Source organism: Waddliaceae bacterium (assembly GCA_018694295.1).
In the GTDB taxonomy this organism is placed as follows: domain Bacteria; phylum Chlamydiota; class Chlamydiia; order Chlamydiales; family JABHNK01; genus JABHNK01.
In genome coordinates, this window is record JABHNK010000021.1 from 60559 (window position 1) to 85369 (window position 24811).

General features: G+C 43.8%; 21 protein-coding genes. 6 read left to right on the plus strand and 15 right to left on the minus strand.

Annotated features, from left to right (window positions below; all coding sequences use genetic code 11):
* Positions 1 to 6 precede the first annotated feature (6 nt).
* The 5 genes from HN980_02390 to HN980_02410 all read right to left on the minus strand — a co-directional run bounded on the left by HN980_02390 (position 7) and on the right by HN980_02410 (position 7107).
* Positions 7 to 777, minus strand: a complete 771-nt coding sequence (locus HN980_02390) for an FKBP-type peptidyl-prolyl cis-trans isomerase (protein MBT6928328.1) — start codon at positions 775 to 777, stop codon at positions 7 to 9.
* Positions 778 to 803: 26 nt separating this feature from the next.
* The gene (gene aspS, locus HN980_02395) at positions 804 to 2576 is read right to left on the minus strand and encodes an aspartate--tRNA ligase (GenBank protein MBT6928329.1); all 1773 of its coding nucleotides are present in this window, start codon (positions 2574 to 2576) and stop codon (positions 804 to 806) included.
* Between the two features lie 21 nt (positions 2577 to 2597).
* Positions 2598 to 3878 (minus strand): histidine--tRNA ligase, encoded by a 1281-nt coding sequence (locus HN980_02400; GenBank protein MBT6928330.1) that lies wholly within the window; start codon positions 3876 to 3878, stop codon positions 2598 to 2600.
* Between the two features lie 413 nt (positions 3879 to 4291).
* Positions 4292 to 4945, minus strand: coding sequence for a hypothetical protein (locus HN980_02405; GenBank protein MBT6928331.1), 654 nt, complete (start codon positions 4943 to 4945; stop codon positions 4292 to 4294).
* 245 nt (positions 4946 to 5190) lie between these two features.
* Positions 5191 to 7107 (minus strand): hypothetical protein, encoded by a 1917-nt coding sequence (locus tag HN980_02410; protein MBT6928332.1) that lies wholly within the window; start codon positions 7105 to 7107, stop codon positions 5191 to 5193.
* A gap of 149 nt (positions 7108 to 7256) precedes the next feature.
* Between HN980_02410 and HN980_02415 the strand changes: the two genes are divergently transcribed.
* From HN980_02415 to HN980_02435, 5 genes are all read left to right on the plus strand, one after another.
* Complete coding sequence (locus HN980_02415) at positions 7257 to 8627, plus strand: MFS transporter (protein MBT6928333.1); 1371 nt, start codon at positions 7257 to 7259, stop codon at positions 8625 to 8627.
* Between the two features lie 410 nt (positions 8628 to 9037).
* On the plus strand, positions 9038 to 12814 hold the full coding sequence (dnaE, locus tag HN980_02420) for a DNA polymerase III subunit alpha (GenBank protein ID MBT6928334.1): 3777 nt from the start codon (positions 9038 to 9040) through the stop codon (positions 12812 to 12814).
* A 65-nt stretch (positions 12815 to 12879) separates the two neighbouring features.
* Positions 12880 to 13884, plus strand: a complete 1005-nt coding sequence (gene bamD, locus HN980_02425) for an outer membrane protein assembly factor BamD (protein ID MBT6928335.1) — start codon at positions 12880 to 12882, stop codon at positions 13882 to 13884.
* 30 nt (positions 13885 to 13914) lie between these two features.
* Positions 13915 to 14493, plus strand: a complete 579-nt coding sequence (locus tag HN980_02430) for a hypothetical protein (protein ID MBT6928336.1) — start codon at positions 13915 to 13917, stop codon at positions 14491 to 14493.
* 5 nt (positions 14494 to 14498) lie between these two features.
* Positions 14499 to 14921: an ATP-binding protein gene (locus HN980_02435; protein MBT6928337.1), complete on the plus strand. Its 423-nt coding sequence runs from the start codon at positions 14499 to 14501 to the stop codon at positions 14919 to 14921.
* Here HN980_02435 and HN980_02440 read toward each other — a convergent pair.
* Positions 14902 to 15324, minus strand: a complete 423-nt coding sequence (locus HN980_02440; protein ID MBT6928338.1) for a hypothetical protein — start codon at positions 15322 to 15324, stop codon at positions 14902 to 14904. The genes HN980_02435 and HN980_02440 overlap by 20 nt on opposite strands.
* Before the next feature lie 146 nt (positions 15325 to 15470).
* Here HN980_02440 and HN980_02445 point away from each other — a divergent pair, with 146 nt between their 5' ends.
* Positions 15471 to 16673, plus strand: a complete 1203-nt coding sequence (locus HN980_02445; protein MBT6928339.1) for a D-alanyl-D-alanine carboxypeptidase — start codon at positions 15471 to 15473, stop codon at positions 16671 to 16673.
* 180 nt (positions 16674 to 16853) lie between these two features.
* On the opposite strand, the gene rsmA is transcribed toward HN980_02445, so the two are convergent.
* The 9 genes from rsmA to fabZ all read right to left on the minus strand — a co-directional run bounded on the left by rsmA (position 16854) and on the right by fabZ (position 24800).
* Positions 16854 to 17768 carry a ribosomal RNA small subunit methyltransferase A gene (gene rsmA, locus HN980_02450; GenBank protein MBT6928340.1) on the minus strand — a complete coding sequence of 305 codons (915 nt, stop codon included), beginning with the start codon at positions 17766 to 17768 and terminating at the stop codon, positions 16854 to 16856.
* 12 nt (positions 17769 to 17780) lie between these two features.
* Positions 17781 to 18818: a hypothetical protein gene (locus HN980_02455; protein MBT6928341.1), complete on the minus strand. Its 1038-nt coding sequence runs from the start codon at positions 18816 to 18818 to the stop codon at positions 17781 to 17783.
* A 124-nt stretch (positions 18819 to 18942) separates the two neighbouring features.
* The gene (locus HN980_02460) at positions 18943 to 19695 is read right to left on the minus strand and encodes a hypothetical protein (GenBank protein ID MBT6928342.1); all 753 of its coding nucleotides are present in this window, start codon (positions 19693 to 19695) and stop codon (positions 18943 to 18945) included.
* Between the two features lie 134 nt (positions 19696 to 19829).
* Positions 19830 to 20720 (minus strand): hypothetical protein, encoded by an 891-nt coding sequence (locus HN980_02465; GenBank protein ID MBT6928343.1) that lies wholly within the window; start codon positions 20718 to 20720, stop codon positions 19830 to 19832.
* A gap of 156 nt (positions 20721 to 20876) precedes the next feature.
* On the minus strand, positions 20877 to 21629 hold the full coding sequence (locus HN980_02470) for a hypothetical protein (protein ID MBT6928344.1): 753 nt from the start codon (positions 21627 to 21629) through the stop codon (positions 20877 to 20879).
* A gap of 152 nt (positions 21630 to 21781) precedes the next feature.
* Complete coding sequence (locus HN980_02475; protein MBT6928345.1) at positions 21782 to 22453, minus strand: hypothetical protein; 672 nt, start codon at positions 22451 to 22453, stop codon at positions 21782 to 21784.
* A 130-nt stretch (positions 22454 to 22583) separates the two neighbouring features.
* A complete protein-coding gene (locus HN980_02480; protein MBT6928346.1) occupies positions 22584 to 23528 on the minus strand; it encodes a methionyl-tRNA formyltransferase in 945 nt (314 codons plus the stop codon).
* A 2-nt stretch (positions 23529 to 23530) separates the two neighbouring features.
* The gene (lpxA, locus tag HN980_02485; protein ID MBT6928347.1) at positions 23531 to 24325 is read right to left on the minus strand and encodes an acyl-ACP--UDP-N-acetylglucosamine O-acyltransferase; all 795 of its coding nucleotides are present in this window, start codon (positions 24323 to 24325) and stop codon (positions 23531 to 23533) included.
* Between the two features lie 19 nt (positions 24326 to 24344).
* Positions 24345 to 24800, minus strand: coding sequence for a 3-hydroxyacyl-ACP dehydratase FabZ (gene fabZ, locus HN980_02490; protein MBT6928348.1), 456 nt, complete (start codon positions 24798 to 24800; stop codon positions 24345 to 24347).
* Positions 24801 to 24811: the final 11 nt, after the last annotated feature.

Here is a 24811-nt window from a genome sequence, read left to right on the forward strand (position 1 = left end):
TATCTTCTACTCTTCGGCGTCGATGTCGACGATTGTTGCGTTGGCGTCAACGACTTCGATGTCGAAGATAAGGAGACTGTTCGGTGGGAGTTGCCCTGCCGTTCCGTATCCCATGTCAGGGTGTATAAAGATACGGCGTTTCTCGCCTTGCTTCATACCGACGAGCCCTCTGCTGAAGCCAGGGACCGTTTGGTCTAGCGATAATGTTATAGGCTCTCCGCTGTCGAGCGAGCTTCCGAATACCGTACCGTCGAGACATTTCCCGGTATAGTGTATTGTCGCTGTGCCGTTTTCGGCGATTTCGGCGCCAGAACCTTCTTCGAGGATGATATATTGTAGCTTGCCGGCCTCGATTTCTACGACGTCGTCATTCTCGATGTTCTCTTCCATAAAAGCAACGGCATCAGAAAGGTTGTTTTCAGAAATTTCAAGGAAGGCGTTTTCCTGGATGACGGTTACCATCGCTTCGTATTCTTCTTCTGAGAGGGGAGGCTCTTCACCGGCGAGGGCATTGTGCATGCCGCGTATTATGGCGTCGAGGTCAAAGGTGAAACCAGGAGTCTCGAGGTTCTTGGCGATGAAATGTCCGAAAGTCTCGGACACCTTGGCGATGTCGTCATTAGAAAAAGATTCTTTCTTGGGAACTTGTTGCTCGGAATTGTCGGCGGTATCTTTTGTGACACTGTTGTCGCTGGAAGATCCTGCATATAGGTATAACGTTCCGGACATTAATATTATTATGCCTATAAGGTATGGTACGATTGTTTTTTTTATCATAGGAGAAGTTCCTTCAAGTAATTGTATTAATCTTTAATGGTTATCTTTAGGTCTTGGAGCTGTATGTCATCGACAGCACTAGGGGCTTCGGACATAAGGTCTGAGGCTTTCTGCGTCTTTGGGAAGGCAATGACATCGCGGATGTTTTCAGTGCCGATCATCACCATAAGGAGCCTATCGAAGCCTATTCCTATGCCGATATGCGGCGGTGTTCCGTAGTTTAGAGCCTCGACGAAGAAGCCGAAACGTCCCTGTATCTCTTCTTCGGAGAGCTTAAGAAGCTCGAAGATCTTCTTCTGCGTCATCTCGTCGTGGATGCGTTGCGATCCCGAGGCAAGCTCGTAGCCATTGACGACGAGATCGTAGCTCAGAGATCGAACTTTCGTAGCGTCGCTGTCGAGAAGATGGGCGTCTTCGGGATGAGGCGCTGTGAAAGGATGATGCTCGCTGTCGAGACGCTCTTCTTCGGCGTTCCACGACATAAGAGGGTAGTCGGTGACCCATAAGAATTCATACTTTCCTGCTTCGATGAGGTCACGGTCTTTGGCAAGACGACGACGTAGGTGGTCGAGAGCCTGGTTGGTCCTATTTTTTTCGTCGGCGACGATGAAGATAAGGTCTCCGGGGGCGATGTCGAGAGCGTCGATAAGCTCCTGCTGAAGACCCTCGTCGAAGAACTTAACTATACTGGAAGTAAGGACGCCTTCATCATTACGCTTCATCCAAGCCAGGCCTTTTACGCCGAACTCCCCGACGAAGGCAGTATATTCGTCGATCTGTCGGCGTGAGATGTTAGTGCCGCCTTTGACACACAGACCTTTGACGGTATTTCCACCTTTGAGGTTCTCGAGGAATATCGAGAAAGTCGACCTCTTGGCGATATCGTCAAGAGTGATGAGCTTCATACCGAAACGTAGGTCAGGCTTGTCGGTGCCGTACGAACCAATACATTCGTCGTAGGTGAGCCTTTGAAAAGAACCGCCAATAGTGACTCCTAAACTTTTGTCGAAGATCGTAGCAACAAGGCCTTCGATAATATCGAAGAGCTCTTCGGTAGTAGAGAACGACATCTCCATGTCTATCTGTGTAAATTCTGGCTGCCTGTCAGCACGAAGGTCTTCGTCGCGGAAACATGGAGCTATCTGGAAATATTTGTCGAGGCCAGAGACCATAAGTAGCTGTTTGAAGATCTGCGGCGACTGTGGAAGCGCATAGAACGAGCCAGGATATATCCTCGAAGGAACAAGATAATCGCGAGCGCCTTCAGGAGTAGACTTCCCAAGGATAGGAGTCTGTATCTCCATGAAACCCTTAGAGTCGAAGAAATTCCTTGTCGCAAGCATAGCACTATGACGCAGGGCAAGGTTTTTTATTATTCCACCACGGCGGACGTCAAGGTATCGATAACGTAGGCGTAGCTCTTCGTTGACGTTTATTACCTCGTCACAAACGGAGAACGGTGGCGTCTTGGACTTCGACAACACAGCAACGTCACTAACCTCTACTTCGATGTCACCAGTGTCAAGGCTGGAGTTCGCCATGCCGTCGGCACGGGCGATGACGGTGCCTTTAACGGAAACAACCCACTCGGAACGGAAAGTTTCGGCAATAGCATGACGTTCTTTGTCGACTTCAGGGTCGAAGACCGCCTGCGTGAAACCATATCGGTCTCTGATATCTATAAAGATAAGACCTCCAAGGTTGCGATGGAGATGTACCCACCCAGAAAGCGTTACCTCTTTGCCGATGTCTTCTTTGCGAAGCTCTCCACAAGTATGTGTTCTGCGATAGTCAAACATAGAAATTTCTGTTTCCTTGAGTTATGATGTTAAAATGTCAGCAAGAGCATCGAGAGCGGCGTCGCGGACGTCGCCAGAAGACATCTCTTTGACCTTCACAGTGCCGGAAGCAAGCTCGTCGGCGCCGACGACGACAGAATACTTGGCGCCAATGCTGTCGGCATATCCCATGACTTTCTTGAGCTTCTTCCCAGAGAAATCCATCTCTGCAGCGATGCCTTTGTCCCTAAGATTCTGTAGCACCAGAAAACAGCGGCTTCGTGCTTCGTCGCCAAGAGGTATTATATATAGTGTAGGGTGTGGCTTTTCAGGGAATTTGGCCCCCTGGGAAAGCATCGTCATGATGACACGCTCGATGCCAATGCCGAAGCCTATAGCAGGGAGATCAGGGCCGCCGAGAGTCTTGATAAGACTGTCATATCTACCGCCACCGCCGATGCTGTTCTGCGCGCCGAGATCGTCGGCAGTAGCTTCGAAGACAGTATTACTATAATAGTCAAGACCCCTGACGAGACTAGGCGTGATATCATAAGGAATAGAAAGATCATCAAGTAAAGAACACACCTGAGAAAAATGGTCGCGGCATTCGTCGTTGAGACTATCGAGAATAGAAGGAACTTCACGAATAAATTGCTGGTCTTCGGGAGCTTTGGAGTCCAAAATACGTAGAGGGTTCTTCTCGAAGCGCTCTTTGCTATCGGCAGAAAGCTCAGGAAGATGAGGACGTAAGACGTCTTGTAAAACATCACGGAAACGATTGCGGCTTTCGGCGTCGCCGACGGAATTAATCTTTATAGAAAATTTCTCGATGCCAAGGCGTTTGTAGAAATTGTACATCATAGCAATGACCTCAGCATCATGCTCAGGAGCGCCACCACCAATAGCCTCTACACCAAACTGATGGTGCTGGCGATACCGTCCCGCCTGCTGCCTCTCATAGCGGAACATCGGAGCAATATAGAATAGCTTGTTTAAAGGAGAACTGTGGTGCATGCTCTTCTCCAAAAAAGAACGTAACACAGAAGCAGTACCTTCAGGACGTAACGTCATAGAACGTCCACCCTTATCATCAAAGGTATACATCTCCTTGGTGACGATGTCCGACGTCTCGCCAACACCCCTTTTGAAAAGTTCCGTGCGCTCGAATAGCGGTGTCCTGATCTCACGGAAACCATATTCATAAGAAATACGACGTATCACACCCTCAACATAAGCCCATAAGTCCGACGCCTGCCAAGATAACTCTTCTTTGACGGGATTAGGAACAATATCAAAGACACCCTTAGGAATAGAAATATTCATAGCAAAACCTTATACACCTTTATAGATGCCACGATTATACCCACCACAAACAAAATCGTCAAGTTAAGGGTGCTCCGCGCACCCTTAACAATCCCGCGACAAAGCAAAGCGCTAAGGCGAAACGCCCTCGCGCCGTGCTTTGCCTTCGATGTCAACACCATCGTTTCAACCCGCAATTACTACCAAATCCATGGCCAACCATCTACAGCTGAAGGCAACCTTTTATACGTTTCTCCTCGGCCATGTCTCAAGACATGCCCTTGTCAAAATGTATAAAATTTTACCTCCATCTGTAGCGGTTGACCACAGATTTGGTAATAATCGCGGGTTCGATGGCGATGAGGAATTTATACCTGTGATTGCCAGTTAAGATTATAACCTGTTGTTGTAGAAGAATCAGGAGATGGATCGATTCACAATTCCTTCATTAACAGCCCTAAGTCGTCAAGGTTTTTATACTCAAGTAATAAACTTTCAAATGCCTCTTCGACTAAACTTTCAAATGTCTTTTTGGCCTCACATTTTTTAAATAATTTGTTTTTTGTAAGCGTTTTTTTTATTGTTTCTGCTCTTTTTGCTACAAAAACTTTGTCAAAACTAAGTTGATAGCTCTCAAGAGTAGGAGAATCTTCTTTAATAAAACACACAAGGCCTTTATTAGGGTTATAAATAGTTTGTGCTAAGATAGGTAAAGTAGTGATTTCTTGTCCAGAGTCATACAAGATTTTCAGAGCGCTCTTAACAGTTTTTATGCCTGTTTTAGTCACTTTCGCCGTAGCTTCTATAAAACAATCAGTAGGATATGTATATCTTTCAGAATATTTATATCCTTTATAACATGTACCGTCATAATAATGAGAAGTTTTTTCATTATCAGCAGTAAGAAACATTTTTTTTCTATGTTCATAGACAAGGTCAAAAGCCTCTTGACCTAACGAATCTACTTGTGCTTCCTGTCTGGCACGCGTTCCATCTTCTCGTTGTGGTGGTGGTGCTAATTCTGATTGTTCTTTGCTTGGTGTTTGTGTCCTTACTAATATTTCTGGTCCTACTATTTCTAACTCCATATCCCATAAACCTCTTTCGATTTTATATAAATAAAGCAAAAGTTTAGCGCTTAACAGAATATAAAAAAAAGGATTTCTTGTTGGGCTGGGTTTAAAAAAAGCTGTAAGGTCAAATTTTCATCGCCATCGTTTCGATGGTGATGACGGCGGCGACAAAGCAAAATGTAAAGGCGAAACGCCTTTACATTTTGCTTTGTCGCTTACATGGGGAGTCCAGAGGAGAATTTCTCCTCTGGCGCGGTTTGTCAAGGGTGCGGAACCCTTGACATTGTAGTAGTGGAGTCTGAGATTAGGCTATTGAGATCGTTGTAGAGGCTATTGCTGACGTAGTCGTGTAGGCTCATGGATTCTACGACGGTTTTGAAGACGGGGAAGTTTTCGTATGGGGATTTTTTTACGTATGACGCGAAGAATTTCTCTAGTGCTCCTTCGATGATATTGTGGTGTGTCAGTGCTTCTTCTTTGTAGCGTTGTTCTATTAGGGAGTATTGCTCGTCGAAGTCTTCGAAGGGTTTTCTGTTGTATGAGGCCAGGAGTGCGACGATATCTTCGGAGATGATGTTTAGTGAAGCGTGGCGTGTTTTAACTAGTTGTGCTAGGGCTTCGTGCATCATGGTACGATATATTATGGCGTTCTCATCTTCGAGGCCTTCGCCTTCGAAGACGTTGAGGGCGGTGGTTTCGCCATCGTAAGAGGGGATGCTAGGCATGGCGATGTCTATGGTGTCGTCGTCGATGAAGAGCATAGCGCCGCTGGAGATAGGGGCTTCTACTAAAGCGCTACGTGTTATCTTTTTGGAGGTGCTGTCGAAGGTGAGGTGTCCCATGATGAAACCTTTCAGCGCAGGATGGCCTGCGAGCTTTAGGTATGTTTCGTAGCCTTTCTTCGTCGTTATCGGCATATACAACACGGTATCGTTGCGGGAAGCGAGGTTTTTGCTGATGAAAGACGCTGCTTCGTTGTCATAGACGGTGGAGTCTGAAGGGAAGATATTACTAGTAACTTCTTTTAGTACGGCGGTGCTGAAGGGGAAGAAACGTGGTGCGTTGTATACGACATTCTTTGCGCCAGGATGCTCTATGGCGAGAGACTCTGGAGGGGCGAAGCCCATGCCATTGCCGTCGTCGAGAGAAGATAGTGTTATTACGGGTTCTTTTTTTGCGAGAGCGGCGATGTCTGAAGCAAGAGATGCGTTTATGAAGAGGGTGTTGTTAAAAAGGTCTTCCCAGGCCTTTACGTTAGAAACTTTGTGCAATATCATCGTCGTGCTGTCGAGGAGGTACGAGGCCTTTGGGAAAATACTCTGCATCGGCGATGGCGATGGCGTAGCAAGAAGGGCATAGTGCGATAGGTTACTGTTGGTGATGATGTTGACTTTGTACTTAGACGATCCTAATATTCCACGGCTGCTTATGGGGAACGCAGTCCTGTAGCCGTCGGGAAGGACGGCATCGTAGTGAGCTTTTAATAGCAATGGCGATGTGTAGTCGTTGGCAGCACCGGGATCATCGCTGCGGGTAAGCTGCGCATGGGCGAGAGCCATGGAGATATCAACGAGGTCGCGTGCGGCGCTATGTTCTGCGGCGGCGGTGTTGCGCGACATAACATCATACCCGTGCCATAACGCAAAAGCAGCGGACAGTGCCACGACAAAAACTGCGGCATGACGCCACAGCGTAAAAACTTTTCTGAGAGGTTTCAAAAAATTAAAGCTGCGACGAGGACGCCGAGCAGGAAAGTTTTCTCCGGGCTTCTCGTAGTATGGCTCTTCGTATGTAGGAGAGGGTTTTGCTGCGGCAACGGTGGCATTATTCGACGGTGACGAAGCGGTGTCGATGCCATAGCGACTGTCGATCTCTGCAAAAAAAGATTCCTCCGAAGGAGAAACGAAATCAGAACGACGCTTTTTTGGTTTTAAAGGCGACAAGACGACCTCATCGAGGAGGGTGTCGATGTCGACTCTTTTATCGGAGCGAGGCTTCTCGTAAGAGAAGTCTTCATCGAAAGAATATTTGGCTGAAGGTGTTATGGTCTCGGAGACCACGTCTTCAAGGATTTCTTCGAACGCCGCATCAGAAGAGGCAGGATTAGTAGCGCCTTGCAAAAGGTCGCCGAAAATATCGTCAAAGTCGTCGTTCGATGTGAAGTTGTCGTTGTCCATATTAGCATTTCCCTTCTATATATTAGATAAAGGAAGTTTTATCATAAGGAGGATAAGGCGTCAATGATGGTTTGACATTAATCGTAAGATTCGTCATCGTAGGACAAATTGTTTTGTTTTTTGTAGATATTAACAAAAGAGGAAAATCCATGAGAAAGTTGATAAATATCTTTAAGCCCGCACCGTTCATCGAGACTATGGCAGACGAAGAGCAGGTGAAGAAAAGCTATAAATATTGGCGTATACGAACCTTCTACGCGATGTATATAGGGTATGTGTTTTATTACTTCACAAGGAAAAGCTTCATATTCGCCATGCCGGCACTAATCGCCGACCTTGGCTTTAGCATCACAGACCTAGGAATACTGGCGAGTATCCTCTCTATAACCTATGGCGTCAGCAAGTTCGCCAGCGGCATCCTCGGTGACAGGTCAAACCCTCGATATATTATGAGCTTCGGACTAATAATAACGGGTTTTATAAATATCTTCTTCGGGATGTCTTCGTCGATATATGCTTTCGCAATATTCTGGGGGCTGAACGGATGGTTCCAAGGGTTCGGATGGCCGCCGGCATGTAGACTGCTAACACACTGGTATTCACAAAAAGAAAGAGGGACGTGGTGGTCGCTGTGGAGTACTTCGCATAATGTCGGGGGAGCGATAATCCCGCTATTAGTAGCATTTTGTGTGCTTCATTACGGATGGCGGTATGCTATGTATGTCCCAGGAGTCCTTTGTATCGTGGTAGGGCTCTTCATAATGAACAGACTCCGTGACACCCCGCAATCACTAGGGCTTCCTTCGATAGAGAACTTCAAGGACGACCATGTCAAAGGCGAAGCGCGCGACAAAAAAGAAAGAGAGTTCACCGTCAAGGAGATCCTCTTCAAATACATCCTAAAAAATAAGATAATATGGATGCTAGGTATTTCGTATTTCTTCGTATATATAGTACGGCAGGGAGTTAACGACTGGAGTGCTATGTTCCTCATCGACACTAAAGGATACAAAGAGGTCTCTGCTAACCTTACTATTACCGCTTTCGAGATAGGAGGATTCTTCGGGATGCTCGTAGCAGGATTTGCGTCGGATTATATCTTCAAAGGACGTAGAGTCCCTGTAATGGTGCTATATATGGTGGCGATACTAATACCATTCCTCGGGTTGATTATGATAAAAACAACGGCAGTAACTCTCGATATAATATTGCTGGGAGCTATAGGATTCTTCATCTTCGGACCGCAGATGCTTATAGGATGTACAGCGGCAGACTTCTCACACAAAAAAGCCGCAGCGACAGCGACGGGTTTCGTAGGATGCTTCGCTTATATCGGCGCAGCAGTGGCAGGATACCCTTTGACATATATCATTAAACTGTGGGGATGGGATGGCTTTTTATACGCTATGGCAGGGTGTAGCATAATAACAATAGCACTAATGGTACCACTTATAAATATAAGCATCAGAGATGATAGCGATGCCAAAGAAGAAAGAAAAGAAGCTAAAGAATACGCATAGTTAGGAGTATAACCCATGATTGCGACCTATACTTCGCCATAGGGTTTTTGCAGTAGTATAGGTGCGAAGATGAAAGACGAGCGAATGTTAAAACATTCGCGAGAATAGAATCAAAGCAAATGTGCTGCTGCAAAAAGATATATGGTGAAGCCAAATAATAGCAAATGGGCAAAGAAAAACAATAAGAAATAGTAATGGCTTAAGATATTTATCTTAACACGTTTATATTTTTGTCAGAGCTTTTTAAAAATGAAAAAAAGGTCTTGTTTCCTATAGCATCCATAGTATCAGGCAACCTGACTCATTTTGCTCCTCGCGAATAGTTACAACTATTTGCTTGTCGCTCACTGAGCCATCTTGCCCAAATTCTATGGTGTTAAAGGAAATATAGGTCGCAATTATGGGTAAAGATGTCCTGGGTACCACTACACGTTCACTCGCAATATTCTATCCTCGACGCTACAGCATCGGTTAAGAGGATAGCAGAAAAAGCCGCAGCATTAGAGATGCCTGCAGTGGCAATAACCGACCATGGAAATATGTTCGGCGCAGTAGATTTCTTCAAAGCATGCTCTTCTAAAGGCGTTAAACCAATAATAGGCTGTGAAGTTTATGTTGCTACAACATCGCGCCATGAGAAACAGCGCATCGCCGGAAAGAAAAACGCCTATCACCTCGTCCTTCTTGCAAAAAACCAGGAAGGATACCATAACATATGCAAACTTTCGTCGATAGGACACCTCGAAGGATTCTACTACGTCCCTCGCGTCGACAAAGAAGCCCTAGAACAGTATAGCGAAGGAGTGATATGCCTGTCTGGATGTCTTAGCGGCAGAGTAACAGCCCTTGCTGCCGACGAGGCCGTCACCGACGATGTTCTTTACGAAGAAATACAGTGGTATCAGAAACTTTATGGCGAAGACTATTACCTAGAACTACACCGACATCGTATGTCCCACGACGCCATCGTCGCCGACGGCGTTGACATGGAAACATGGCTTTACCACGACTACAAGAGCTTCATAGAAAAACAAGAAAGAGCCGACGCACGAATTATACAGGCATCGAAAGACCTAGGAATTCGCTGCGTCGCCACAAACGATAGCCACTACATCGAAAGAGAAGAATGGCGGGCACATGAGATATTCCTTAATATACAGTCAGGAGAGCCTTGCGAGATATGGGAACGCGATGCCGCAGGAAACGCTACAACAAAAGTTCCTAACCCCAGAAGAAGGGCATACTCCTCACACGAATGTTACTTCAAAAGCGCAGAACAGATGGCAGAACTCTTCGCAGATGTCCCCGACGCAATAACAGCGACGGCAGACATCGCAGCGATGTGTAACGTCGAGATCGACTTCGAAACAAAACACTACCCCATGTATTATCCGCCAGATTATGGCGATAAAAAGCTGACAAAGGAAAAACATAACGACGTCGTAGCAGAATACCTTGTAAAACTATGCTCGGAGAGCATAGAAAAACGCTACAACACAGAAAGCCTAGAAGAAGTACAGAAGAAATATCCCGATAAAGCCCCGCTCGACGTAATAAAAGAACGCCTAAAATATGAGATGAGCGTCATAGCACCAAAAGGGCTGTGCGACTACCTACTTATAGTATACGACTTCATAAAATGGTCTAAAGATAACAACATCCCTGTAGGACCAGGACGTGGATCAGGGGCCGGCTCGATAATATGCTACCTCATCGGTATAACAGACATCGAGCCACTAAGATTCAACCTCCTCTTCGAACGTTTTATCAACCCAGAACGTATGTCATACCCCGATATCGATGTAGATATCTGTATGGAACGCCGCGGTGAAGTAATCGACTATATGGTAAAGAAATATGGTCAAGGAAATATAGCACAGATAATAACCTTCGGGACGATGAAGGCGAAGATGGCGATAAAAGACGTAGGAAGAGTCTTGAGTATGCCTCTAGCAAAAGTCAACGCCCTGACGAAACTTATCCCCGATGAGCTAAATATCACCATCGAAAGATCACTGGAAATCGACCCTGATCTGCTAAGGGAATATAATGAAGACCCAGAAGCACACCAGGTTATCGATATCGGAAGGAAGCTAGAAGGCTCTATACGTAACACTGGCGTCCACGCTGCAGGAGTAATAGTTTCGGCAGAACCCATAATCGAAAAGATTCCAATATGCCGCGCCAAAGACTCCGAGATGTCACTGACACAATACGCTATGAAGCCTGTAGAAGCTGTGGGGATGCTTAAAGTCGACTTCCTAGGGCTTAAAACACTGACGGCAATACAGAAAGCCGTTGCTTCTATACGAGAACGTACCGGCGAAGATATCGATAGCGCAAAACTCCCTCTCGACGATGCCGAAACCTTCGAAATGCTTAACAAAGGCGATACCCTAGGAGTCTTCCAACTGGAATCCGGTGGCATGCGCGACCTCGCACGAAATCTGCACCTCGATAAGTTCGAAGAGATAATCGCTATGGTGTCATTGTACCGCCCAGGGCCGATGGATATGATACCGTCGTATGTCAACAGAAAACACGGACGCGAAGAGATAGAATACGACCACCCGTGGCTTGAAGATATCCTAAAAGAAACATACGGTATCATGGTATACCAGGAACAGGTTATGCAGATAGCAGGCTCCCTGGCAAATTTTTCCCTAGGAGAAGGTGACGTGCTACGGCGCGCTATGGGAAAAAAAGATATGAAACAGATGTCAGAGATGCGGAAGAAATTCCAGGAAGGAGCAGCAGAGAACGATATCGATGAGAAAACAGCGGCACTTATCTTCGATAAGATGGAGAAGTTCGCTGAATATGGCTTCAATAAATCCCACGCAGCAGCATACGCCTATATAGCATACACCACAGCATACCTGAAAGCTCACTACCCAACAGAATGGATGGCAGCATTGATGAGCTGCGACAGCGACGACGTAGAAAAAGTCGCTAAGTTCATAAACGAAGCACATAAAATGGGAATACCAACGCTTCCGCCAGATGTTAACGACGCAGGGAAAGAATTCGCCCCCACCGACAAAGGTATACGCTTCGCAATGACAGCAATACGTGGCATAGGAGAAGGCGCCGTCGAAGCTATAGTAACAGAAAGAACGAAGAACGGAAAATACACCACACTATACGACTTCGTAAAACGTATCGACACAAAAAAAGTAGGGAAAAAAGCCGCAGAAAACCTCGCCGACGCAGGATGTTTCGACTTCACAACATGGACGCGTGACGCTATGCGACAAAGCGTAGAAAAAATGTATGCCTCTGCTGCAAAAGAACGCGAAGATGAAACTCACGGCGTAATATCACTGTTCACCCTCATAGAAGAAGATCAAGAAGATCTATTCTCCTCGCCGCCAGACGTCGTAGCGCCAAGTACAGAAAATGAGACGTTTATGAGAGAAAAAGATCTGCTGGGATTCTTCCTAACAGGACACCCCATGGACTCCTACGAAGATACCATGGAAAAACTCTCGTGTGTGCCACTGAAGACATCGAAAGATATCGATATCGGCGGTACCTTCAGAACAGCGTTTATAATAGAAGATAGTAACGTAAAGATCTCTTCGAAAAGCCTTCGTAAGTTCGCCATCCTGACAATAAGCGACGGAGAAGAACGCTACGAACTGCCAATATGGCCAGAAATGTACGAAGAAAAAACACACCTGTTCGATACAAATAAACTGATATACGCCGTCGTCAACGTACAAGAACGTGAAGGCAATAGACAACTACAATGTCGCTGGTGTGACGACCTTACAGACGTCAACGAGACGATGATACGCTCATGCGATAATGCCTACGACAAAGCAAAATTCTCAGAGAAAATAACACGACGTAACGATAACAACAAAAGCAGTAAAGACAGTGGCACAAAACGACAGCAACCGAAAAAACCGCCGAAAGCCCCGCAACAACAACAGCAACAACAAATAAACACTCCCTCTCTAACAATCAACGTCGATGCCAACAACGCCGACCTCACAACAATACTCGTAATAAAAGATGTCCTACTGAAACATTCCGGCGATATCCCAGTAACCCTCGACATATGTGACGACAACACAACAACACAGATAGCAGTAGGAAAAAAATATCACGTCAACGACAAAAAACGAGTACACGATATCGTGAAAAATGTTACAGGCGTCATCGACACCGTGAAAGTTTGACCTTGAACGTTTCACGCGAAGATATTACAATCGTTACCGTATATTAATTAAGCAGTGATACCACAATGAAAAAAAATGTAATCTTTGCCCTTATAACAACCAGTATAATGATAGCAGCAGCAGCCCCCGCCGAGGCAGCATATGTCGTTAGGGAAGGCAGGCTGATAAAAAAACAATACGCCGCAAAATACTCTGCCGAAGACCACTATGACCTAGGCCTTAAAGCCTTGGAAAAGAAAAAGTGGAAGAAAGCTATAGAGCAGTTCAAGGTATTGAAAGTCAACTACCCAGAAAGCACTCTCATCCCGTCGTCAATATTCTATCTGGGAGTAGCATACTTCCAGAACAACGATATCGATATGGCAAATAAACACTTCATAGCATATCTCAATATGCCCGACCATACAACTTTCTTCGAGAAAACATGGGAATTCCGCTACGCCGTAGCAGAAAAATTGCGAAAAGGTGCGCAGAAACACCTCTTCGGGCTGGAGGCTATGCCGAAAATCGTCGTAGATAGGAGCAGCGCATTAGAGATCTATGATTCTTTGATAACAGCACTTCCAGGGAAAGAAGTCGCTATAAAAGCTATGTTTTCAAAAGGACAGCTACTCGAAGCTATGGATGACAATGTCGAAGCTGCAGATGTCTATAATACCATAATACATAAACACCCCAAACATGAACTCGCAGCAGAAAGCTTCCTCGCCGTAGCACGACTATATAAAAAACAGAGCGCTAAAAGCGCAAATAACTTCGACGTACTTCAGCTCGCCAAAATAAACGCCGCATGCTTTGCAAAGGAATTCCCTAAAAATCCAAAAACAAAAGAAGTTAACGCATTCGTTGCCGATATGGAAGAAGACTACGCGAAAAACCTTTATAATACAGGGAAATTCTACGAGAAAATAAAAAAACCAAAAGCGTCAGCACTCTACTATTTCAGAGTATTACAACAATTTCCATCGACAACAAGCGCAAAAGATTGTAATAAAAGACTTGATGCGCTACATAAAGAAGTAGCAGAATTAGAACTTCATATCGATGCAAGCGAAAACCCTTCAGCATAGTCGTCGTGAAGTGACACAATATAATATGTGATGATGAAATATTTTAAAAATATAGCGCTCTTTTGTATCTTGACAATGATGACGCTCTCATGCGGTAATGGATACCAATGGGGTAGCGCCAATACGTTGTCGCATTCGTATAATACTATACACACTCCGTATGTCGACGGCGATAACGACGGGAAACTCACCGCCGCTATAGTTCGCGAACTTGAAACCTCGACAGGAGGACTGTCATACCAACAACACTCTGGCGAGCTTATACTACACGTCAAGATCCTCGACTCCTACAGCGAAAATATCGGATATCGTCACAAAAAAGATGACAACGACGATAGCCTGGAAAATATTATACAAGTGGAAAGTCGGCTCATAACAAAAGTCGAAGTGTCAATAGAAGAAACAGCTACAGGGAAAATAATCTCTGGACCAACACTAATAGATGACTCTGTCGATTACGACTATGACTTCGATAGCAACAGAACAAATCTACTCGCTTATTCATTAGGGCAGATGACGACAAATGAAAATGCTCGCGGTATAGTAGAAGATCCGCTAAATGTCGCGCTAGCACGTAAAATCGTAAGCTATATAAACCACATATGGTGAAATATATGGAAATAGATGAAGAGAAAAAAAACTTTCCTGCGAAACTAGAAAATCTGCACGACATGATGGTCTTCGTCGCCGAAAGCGCAAAAAAACAAAGCCTCGAGGATAAAAATATCGAAGAAATAATCCTCGCCGTAGAAGAAGCCGTTGCAAATATTATAAAATACGCATACCCCAACAGCGACGGTGATATAGAGATAAGATGCTCACCAGAAGGTAACTCAGGAATCGGGATAACAATAATCATTAAAGATAAAGGAATCCCATTCAACCCACTTGAACATGACGAAGAAATCGATGTCAGCGCACCAATAGAAGAAAGGGAAATAGGAGGACTAGGAATTTTTATGATGCAAAAAATAATGGATCACGTGTTGTATTCTAGAGAAAATGATTCCAATATCCTCACAATGACGAAAAAATAACGTCGTTCTCTTTGATGTCAAAAAGAAGCTTCTCAAGAATACGCAATATCAAAAATGAAGAATTGTATATCCCCGACGTCGAAAAAACCATCTCTAAAGAGTTAGGGGAGCCTTCAGTGTTAGAAGCTATCATCACAAACGTTACAGGACAATCCTCAACATATTGCGGAACAAGCCATATGAGAAAACGTTCGTTGAAAAGCGTTATCTTCTCAGAAGATTCAATGATATGAAACATGGCGTTGAATTCCGAAGGACGACGATTATGGAGAATAAGCTGGTCAACGAGGTCTAGAGAATGTAAAAGCTCTAAATCAACACTGATAATATCGTCGGGAGCCATATGAGAAAGACTTTCTAAACATTCATGATACGACGCTTTAAGATTTGTTGGTGCTTCCATATAATCGCTTCCCTTTTGTTGTGTTTATATCGGTTTTTATCCTATAGTAGGTATCGACATTCTACATAATTTGTTTAGCGAAAAAATTCATTGTATATAAGGTAGCATAACCTACTACATATAAAAATATTACGGAGATAGCGCGCGTGTTTCGAAGATGTTATAACATTATAATTATTACTATGATAATGGCTCTTATGCCAGCCCTTTGCTACGCCGAACAGCTACACTTCTCAACGAAAGCACGGTCAGCAATCATTATGAATGCCGACACCGGAGCTATCATATATGAAAAAAAGGCCCATAAACCCGAAGACCCTGCCAGTATAACAAAGGTGGCGTCGGCATTATATGCTCTTAAAAATATCGATAACCTCGACGTTGTCCTCGAAGGAACACAAGAAGCTATAGGTGCTATATCGCCAGCGGCAAAGAAACATCTGAAATATACAAAACCAGCATACTGGCTGGAATTCGGCTCTTCACATATGGGAATAAAAAAAGGAGAGAAACTACATCTTCGCGTGCTCTTCCAAGGGATGCTTCTGTCCTCGGCAAACGATGCCTCAAACCTCATAGCACAATACGTTAGCGGTAGCATACCAACCTTCATGGAAGAGTTAAACATATACCTCCGCGACGAGATAGGATGTAAAAATACTACATTCCATAACCCACATGGACTATATTTTCCGGGACACCATACCACCGCATACGATATGGCATTAATAGCCAGAGAGGCTATAAAGATACCATTTTTCCGCGAAGTTATCCTTATGACGAAATATCAGCGGCCTAAGACCAATATGCAAAAATCTACATGGATGCCCGCATTTAACAGGCTCGTTAAAAAGAAAAGCGAGCACTACTACCCTCATGCTTTCGGAATAAAAACAGGATATACCACCGATGCACAAAATACCCTAGTGGCCGCCGCAGAAAAAGATGGAAGAACGTTGATAGCTGTAGTGTTCCATTATGACAAACGTGATAAAATGTTCGAAGATATTATCATGATGTTTGAAACAGCCTTCCGTGAAAAGAAAATACAGAAAAGACTTCTAAAAAAAGGAATGCAAAAAGCTTCGCTGAAACTAAAAAAAAGCAACAGAACATTAAAAGTCGCTATCGATAGCGATGTCGTCTTCGATAGCTACCCCTCAGAAGAACAAAAATTAACGGCCCTTGTACACTGGAACAAAGACATAACACTCCCAGTCAATAAAGGACAACACGTCGGAAATATCCATATCGTCAACGAGCGCAACGAAACAATACAAGAAGTTCCACTGAAAGCAATTCACGACGTAAATATCGCATGGTATAACAAACTCAAAAGTTGGCTATAAAATAGTTCGGAATTAGGAGTAGGATTTTTCACCACAGAGCCACAGAGAACACAGAGAAAGAATGCAATCTGGCTGGGGGTCTCCCCCAGACCCCGTTAGGAAAGAAAAATAATGAATGCAGATTAATGAATGCTGAATATTATGCCCTCGGGGTTCTAGGGGTGAAACCCCTAGCCCGCCCTATTTCTCTCTGTGTTCTCTGTGGCTCTGTGGTGAAAAATCCTGTCTTCTGAAGCTTTCATGGCTCTGTTTTTCGTTATCAATAATCAAAATTTGAAAGATGTTCACGAAATCTTCAAGAGAAAGCTCTTCAGGGCGCGCCGTAGAAGGCTTCCCTATCGATTCCAATGCTGCCATGATACTTTCACTAGAATAATACTCTTTCAGCGACGACCTTAGCATCTTACGTCTTTGTAAAAACGCTTCACGGACATGCCCTAAAAGCTCTTCAGAAAGAAGAGGTTCGTCACGGAACTCTAACGACAATGCCGCCGACGATACCTTCGGACGGGGATAGAAACACGAATTTTTTATCGTGAAAGAATATTTCACGTGACAGTAGTTCTTCAAGAAAACTGAAAGAAAGGAATAATTCTTGTCGCCAGGACGCGATACCGCCTTGCTGGCAACATCATCCTGGACGATGAAGACGGCACAAGAGAAAATATCACGCAAAGCGATACATCTCTGTAACAATGGCGTTGTGATGCTATAAGGTATGCTCGCAACGATCTTCGCCTTGGCACCACCACGAAGAAGAGGGGATATATGCGCCGTAATGTCGGTGGTAAGAGCGTCGTCGGCGACGATGTGAAGCCTGTTGTCAGCGGTCTGCAGGCGTGTAAGCGCCCTAGCAAAGACGTCATCTTTCTCTATGGCAACGACGGTAGCACCACGACACAAAAGCTCTTCAGTGAAAACACCAGGACCAGAACCTATCTCTACAATAACATCATCGGCAATAACAGCGGCAATGTCGATACTGTTTTTGACGATGTTACCATCGACGAGGAAGTTCTGCGACATGCTTCTTTTTGCTTGAACACCGACATCATCGAGAAAATCTTTTAGGTCGCTAAGACGATATAAAGGCATTAAAACTCGGGTTTAAAGAATAAAAGGTTCGAAGTTTTTAGGGATCCCAGCGAGGAAGCGATCTTCGTTGAAACCATAGCGCTTCATTAAAGATGCCATATATAGCTCCGTCTCCTCGGCAATAGCAGCATTGTAAAGATGGTTCTTTAGCCCTTCCTCGATGTCGGAAAATATTATTGGCTCCGCAACAACATGCTCCTTAAGAAAGAAAATCCTATATACAGGAGAATGGTCTCCACCTTTTTGGTGCTTTATAGGCTCGCTGTATTCACCAGGAGATAGAGAAATAAGAGCCTCTTTATACGACGACGATAACATATTATCACTATGATGGAATTCGGCGGAGACCTTTACCTCAGTAGAATCTTCAATAAGACCGCGGCTAGAAAGCTCCGAAGAAAGCTCTTCAAAAGATACCCCCTCTTCAGTGAGAAGAATATTCGCTATAGTGGCATTGGCAATAGCCTTGCCATTGTTACTGTCGCGGATAGAAAGAACACGATAAGTCCATTCGTCATTTTGTGGGTTGTCAAGAAGATATCCTTCGAAAGCACGACGAAGGTCTTGCGGCGACGTCTTGTTCATCGCTTTAGAGTGTACAGCATATAACATCATACGACGTACCATAATGTCTTCATGGATCATCGACCACGCCTCATTATATGTCATGCCAAGCTGCGAGACGGCCTCTATAGCGTTGGAGCCAAACATGTCTTCAAGCTCCTCGCGGATGTCACCATCGCTTATAACGATCTTCTTGTCAAGAGCATCGGAGAGAACAAGCTCTTTGTCAACCATATCCCGAAGAATATATTGCCAGTTTGCCATATAAAATTGATAGCGGGATTCAAGAGAGTCAGTATGCTCAGGGAACTCTCGAGAAAAAATAACGTCCATCTTGTCGGCAATGTCCATGACAGTGATGGTTTTGCCGTTGACTTTCGTTAAAATGCGATTGTTGACGCCAATGTCCTGAGAAGCAAAAAGTGCTGGCGTAACAAAAAACACCATAACACTAATGATATACAATATAACGATACCCTTTTTCATAAAAGCCACTCTCCTTGTCATAGATAAATGATGCTATAGTATAAAATACCGTCACGATAATAGCAAGACAAACGAAATTATATCGCAACAGTTTAGAAGACATCTAAGGCTCTGGTGGCGAGTGTCAGTCATAGTAATTTTCGTATAAAACTTTCCCCAATCCAAGGGTAGAAGCAGTGAGAGTAAAAGCAGAAGAAAGTAATGAGGGATAAAGACCTCCTGCCGAGACAATTTCCGCTAAAATAACGGGGAAAACTTTTATTGTAGATAAAAATAAGCAAGAGACTTCTATTTTATAGTCTGGATTGCGCTGCATAGCCTGAAGAAACACTATAGGATTGCGCGCCTCAGAGACTGCAACTCTTGTGCGCTCATTGAGCTTTTCGAGGTTTTTAATAAAATGAACGCTTTCGGACGTTGTGTCGAAGAAAGAAAAACCTTGCCCTATAGATTTTTTGGTACGAGCACTTATTTTTATTATCTCAGCAGAAGATAGCCAAAAAACAAGGCTAAGTGTTGGTGCTAAAAAATCAACACAGTCTAATACGATTGTTCTTATGAAAGTTGAGGAAAAATAAGAGGGCTTATCGAAAGGTTTTAAAACATTAGGGTATGAAAAAAAACGTATAGTGGTATGCGCTGCACCGAAAAAGTTGCGGTTTCTGGAAAAAGAAGAGCAAGAGCTAAAACGAGGAACCGCTGCTAATAAACCGAAAAAATCCTTCGCGAACTTTGCTGTCTTCATAGTGTTCTTAGAAGTAGAACAAGCGACTCCACAGGCATTGATGGAATTCTTAAGGGCAGTAGTAAATTTACAGCATAAAGTTGCAGGGAAACTTGAGGAAACACGATCTGCTGAAGCATCTCTAAATGCCACTGATAATATACCTTATAAAAACGAATTGTAAAAACATATGATAGAAGATTGGCAGGGAAATGTACAGCAAAAAAATAAAAAAAATGCCGGCGAAGATTTCTTCACCGGCATATATAAAAAATGCTTAAAAACGATTATGCTGTTGCCGCTTCTTCTTCAGCATTTTTTCTTTTATTATAGTCTTGGGAGAGTATCGAGACGCAACCCATGATACCGGAAGCGGCATAAAGACCATTTGCTGTATTGAAAGAAGTGAGTACATTAAGGAAATTGCTCTTTTTCGCTGTGAAGACAAGAGCGGCAGTGTCGACAGTGTTTTTTATGAAAGAGATAAGTTCATTTCCGATGTTTCGTACTTTATAGATAGTACTGTGCTTTTCCGTGTCGTGTAGAATGTTGGAAACTGCTTTCACGTTGAGCAATAACGCCGATGTTAACGATGCGAGGGCACTGCAAGATAGAGTAAGGCCTACAGCACTGGCCTTCTTCCCCAAATCTATTATTTTTATAGATTCGAGCCAACGCAGTGAAGCGCAGTTTGTCGCTATTGCAGCACATGTTCCGCGGAAAGTGCTGACAATTCCTTCTTTAGAGCTACCGTCTTCTGTGAAAAGTTTCGAAAAGGTGAAACGTTCTTTGTCAAACCATTTGCCGTCCTTTTTAAAGAACATCGTTTCCTTGAAGGAGTCGGCAAATTTTATTGCGGAGCGTCCGCTTTTCATCAAAGCAGCCGATTCAGAAGAAGGATTAGATATAAGAAGAAAAGGAAAGATACTCTTAAACAAGCGTTCTCGACCTGAAGCAGTTCCAGCAATAAGCCCCAAAGCAGAAAAAATCTTGTCAGCAACAAAGCCTACAGCTTTAAAAGGTGTAGTAACGACAGTGATACTATGACCAAAAAACGTTTCAGGAGAACGAGGAGCTTCATCAGTCGCTAGTGCTACTGTTATATATGCTGCAGGATTATCAGTTCTTGTTGTGTTTCCTTCTGTAGGGTTGGGTTGTATGCCAGCTTTGGTGACCATAATGATTTCTCCTTTAAAAGTTGTTAGCAAGACGTTTAAAAACGATACTAGATTATAAAAACACATGAAAAATGTAAACGTAAATGTATCTCATAATAAAAAAAAAGCTCTCTTAACTAAAAGAGAGCCATAAAGATCAAAAAATAGTTATAGAGACTATGCCGCTTCTGTTGCCATTTCTTCTTGTCCTTCTCTTAGATTTTCTAAATCTTTATTAAGAAAAACAGAGATACATCCAATGGATCCTGAGAACAAGCCAAAAGCACAAGCAGCAGGAAGAGCAACGGCAGGTGCCGTCTCTGCAAAGATGAAGTAGAACATATTTGCAATCTCTGATACTATAGCAACAGATTGTACTGAAGCAGTGAACTTTCTCTCTTCACCCCGTTTGTCTCGAATCGTTTTGTATAAATCGCTCGCGTTTATTATCGCTTTTAAGCCATGCGCAACAGAGGCAGTACCAATTACAGCGCCTCCTATCTTAGAAGAAGCTTTGCCAAGGGAGATGATAGCAAGCTTTTCGATGACGAGCATAAAACAAAAAATATCGGCAACGGTTACAGCAATACGAGCACATACGTTGACAAGGCCTTCTCTTGGAATCTCTTGCTCTTCAGCTTCTTTAGTGAATAGATTTTTTGGAATGCCGATGCTCTTAGTAGACCACCATTTATAGTCTTCAAAAACATCACCACAACAAATTACATCGTGGGTGTGAGAAGCATACTCCACTGCTGTTTTAAGCTTTAAATCATGAAAAAAACCAGTGAAAAATATTAAAAGGCTTTTCATGCCATCACGTTCGCCAGAGATAGTGCATGAAGGAGATACAAGAGTATTAAAGAAGGAGAATGCTTCCCATTTTAACGGAAAACTTGTTTCCCATTTTAATTGTTCGCTTTGACTCATAACGATTTCACCTTAAAAGTTGTTGGCTAGATATTTAGAAACAAAACTAGAGTATAAAAACGCATGAAAAAGGTAAATGAAAATATACAAAAAATGCCCTTCTAAATAAATATTAGGAGGGCACCATAAACAAAAAAATGATAAATATTTTTTTATACTTGTTTTGTTTTTTCTTCTACTACTACTACGACCTTTTGGTTTTTCAACACATCGACGTAGTGAGCATCAGCGTGAGCTAGTGCTCCAGAGACTATTCCGAAAAAAGCAGCTCCAGGAATTCCTCCGCCGAAACATGCGAAGAGGAAATATGTTACTTGAGTAGCTTTCGTTGCCACCGACAGAAATTGAACACGAGCAGTGAACTTCCAGCCTACTTTCTTTTCGCTGATAGTATTGCATAGCTCTTTAGCTTTCATAGCACCTATTATGCCATAGGCAACGGATCCCGTGACGCCTATAGTGTGTACCATCTTTTTAGCAGTGCTTTTGCCTAGAGATATAAGCTTGGTACTGCTGACGAAAAGGACGGTATTAACAACGTCGGCAATGCTGCCGTTAATGCCAATACTTAGATTGGTAACGTTTTTTTCTTTTTCTTTTAAAAACTTGTAGTCGTCACGAAGGTCTGCTAGACAAACTAGCTCTCGGATAAAATTAAAGAATGTTGCTACTACTTTATTGTTGGTAGCCTCAGCACACCAGCGAACAACTTGTAAATCACCTTTAATGATAGTACGGTTTTTTTCAGAAGAAGCTTCATGAAAGAAACTTTTTATCTGTGCCGTTTGTATGCCAATTTGTTGTATTGTTGCTGATGCGTTCATAATAAATTCCTCTTTTAAACGTGAAAAAATATGCTTATAATAATGATATATAAGCATTTGCACGACAATTATACGCCTTTGCACAAAAAAGAGTATAGCAAAAAAATAATAAAATTTTTACTTGATAAAATTAGCTGATAAAAGAAAGGACATCGATAGGGAATCCACGTAAAAATTCTTCCGCCGTCGTGGGCTTCTTGCCTTCGAGCTGTAACGATGTTATCGCGATAGTTCCTTCCGAACAAGCCACGATAATACCTTTGTCATCGGCAGAGAGTATCGTCCCTGGCGCTGCTTCAGAGTAGGCGTTTTCTGATATGAGAGTGCTTAGAATTTTGAGCCGACGCAATTTGCCGCGCACCGATATCATGCACCACGCTCCAGGCGATGGTGTTACACCGCGGACGAGGTTGTGGATGTCTTCGGCAGTGCTCTCCCATAAAACTTTGGAATCATCAACGCTTATTTTAGCGGCGTATGTCATAAGACTATGATCTTGTGGCGTCATCGTAGCAGTTCCGTTTTCTAGTCCATAAAGAGCAGTAAGAAGTGCCTTGCTCCCTAACACACATAACGTCTCTTCAAGGTCGCCGAAGGTCGTATTCTCGCCGATAGGAGTCTCGACGACGCTGATGATATCCCCAGCATCGAGCTCTTTGACCATCTTCATAATTGTTACACCAGACACCTTCTCTCCAGAAATTATAGCGCGATGTATCGGTGCAGCACCGCGGTACCGCGGCAAAAGGCTGGTATGAAGGTTTATCGATTCAAGACGCGGCAAAGCCAAGACAGCCTCTGGGATGATCTTGCCATAAGCTACACATACGAACATATCAGCATCATACGATGACAGAGTGTCTACCATAGGCAGCAGCTTCGTAGGCTGTAAGATGTCGGCGCCGGGGATCTTCTCCATTGCGAGAGCCTTCACTGGCGAAGGAGTAGGAATTCCGGAGCGCCCTTTTGCCTTGTCGATGGCAGTGACGACAGCGACGACATCGATGCCATTGTCAATAAGATATCCTAAAACCTTCGCTGAAAACTCAGGAGTGCCAAAATATACTATCTTCATAGTTATTCTTTCTCACCGTTAAGGCCGATAAGACCACGTTCCGAAGAACGACAGAATTCTAGCCAATGTTTTATTTCGGGAGTGCCGGGAAGCTCTCCTTCGATATGTTGCAACGCCTCTTCCAAAGACATCTTCGAACGATACACCGCCTTAAAAGCTTTGTTCAAGACACTGCGCGCTTCACGGTCGAAACCATGACGCTTCAAACCCACAAGGTTGATCCCTCCCATCTTATATGGTATTCCACCGCCTATAGTATATGGAGGGATATCACGGATGATACGGCTCATGCCGCCAACCATAGCATGGCAGCCGACACGAGAAAATTGATGTATAGGAGTAAGGCCGCCGATGATAGCGTGGTCTTCGACAGTAACATGGCCAGCAAGAGTGGCGTTGTTGCTCATAATAACATTGTTGCCAACAGTACAATGATGGGCGATATGACAATATGCCATGATAAGACAGTCGTCGCCAACAGAGACCGTCGACCCTTCGCCACATGAAGAGTTTATCGTAACAAACTCCCTGATACTACAATTCTTCCCTATAGAAACATATGTCGTCTCTCCGCGATATTTCAGGTCTTGCGTCTGTGTGCCTATCACTGCAGAAGGCCATATCGTTGTACCAGAGCCTATCGTAGTATTGCCGTCGATATACGCATGAGCCTTTATGATAACACCATCGCCAAGGACGACGTTTTTCTTGACGATAGCATACGCCTCGACAATAACATCTTCACCAAAAGTCGCGCCTTCTTCAATAATAGCAGTAGGATGTATGTCAGTGGTCATAAATATCGAATTTCCTTGTTTATATGTTTTTTTTGTCGACGAAAGCGAAACTTATCTCCGCCTCGACAACGGTTTTTTCATCGACGATAGCCTTTCCTAAAACACGCCCGCCTTTATCACTTAAATGCTGACCCTCGACATGAAGATATAACACGTCGCCAGGATGTACAGGGCGTCGGAACTTGGCATTAGAGATCTTAAGAAGGACGGCGACACCATCATTACCAACCTTCTTGCTGACAAGGACGGAACCCGTCTGTGCAAGAGCTTCCAAGATGAGAACACCAGGCATGATAGGAGCTCCAGGAAAATGACCCTGGAAAAATTCTTCGTTGATAGTAACGTTTTTCTGTCCGACAATAACATTTTTCTCAAGGTCGAGCTCGACGACTTTGTCGATAAGAAGAAAAGGATACCTGTGAGGTAAGATTGACATAAGATCTTTAATATCTAAAACGGTAGTATCATAAGACATAATAATATCTC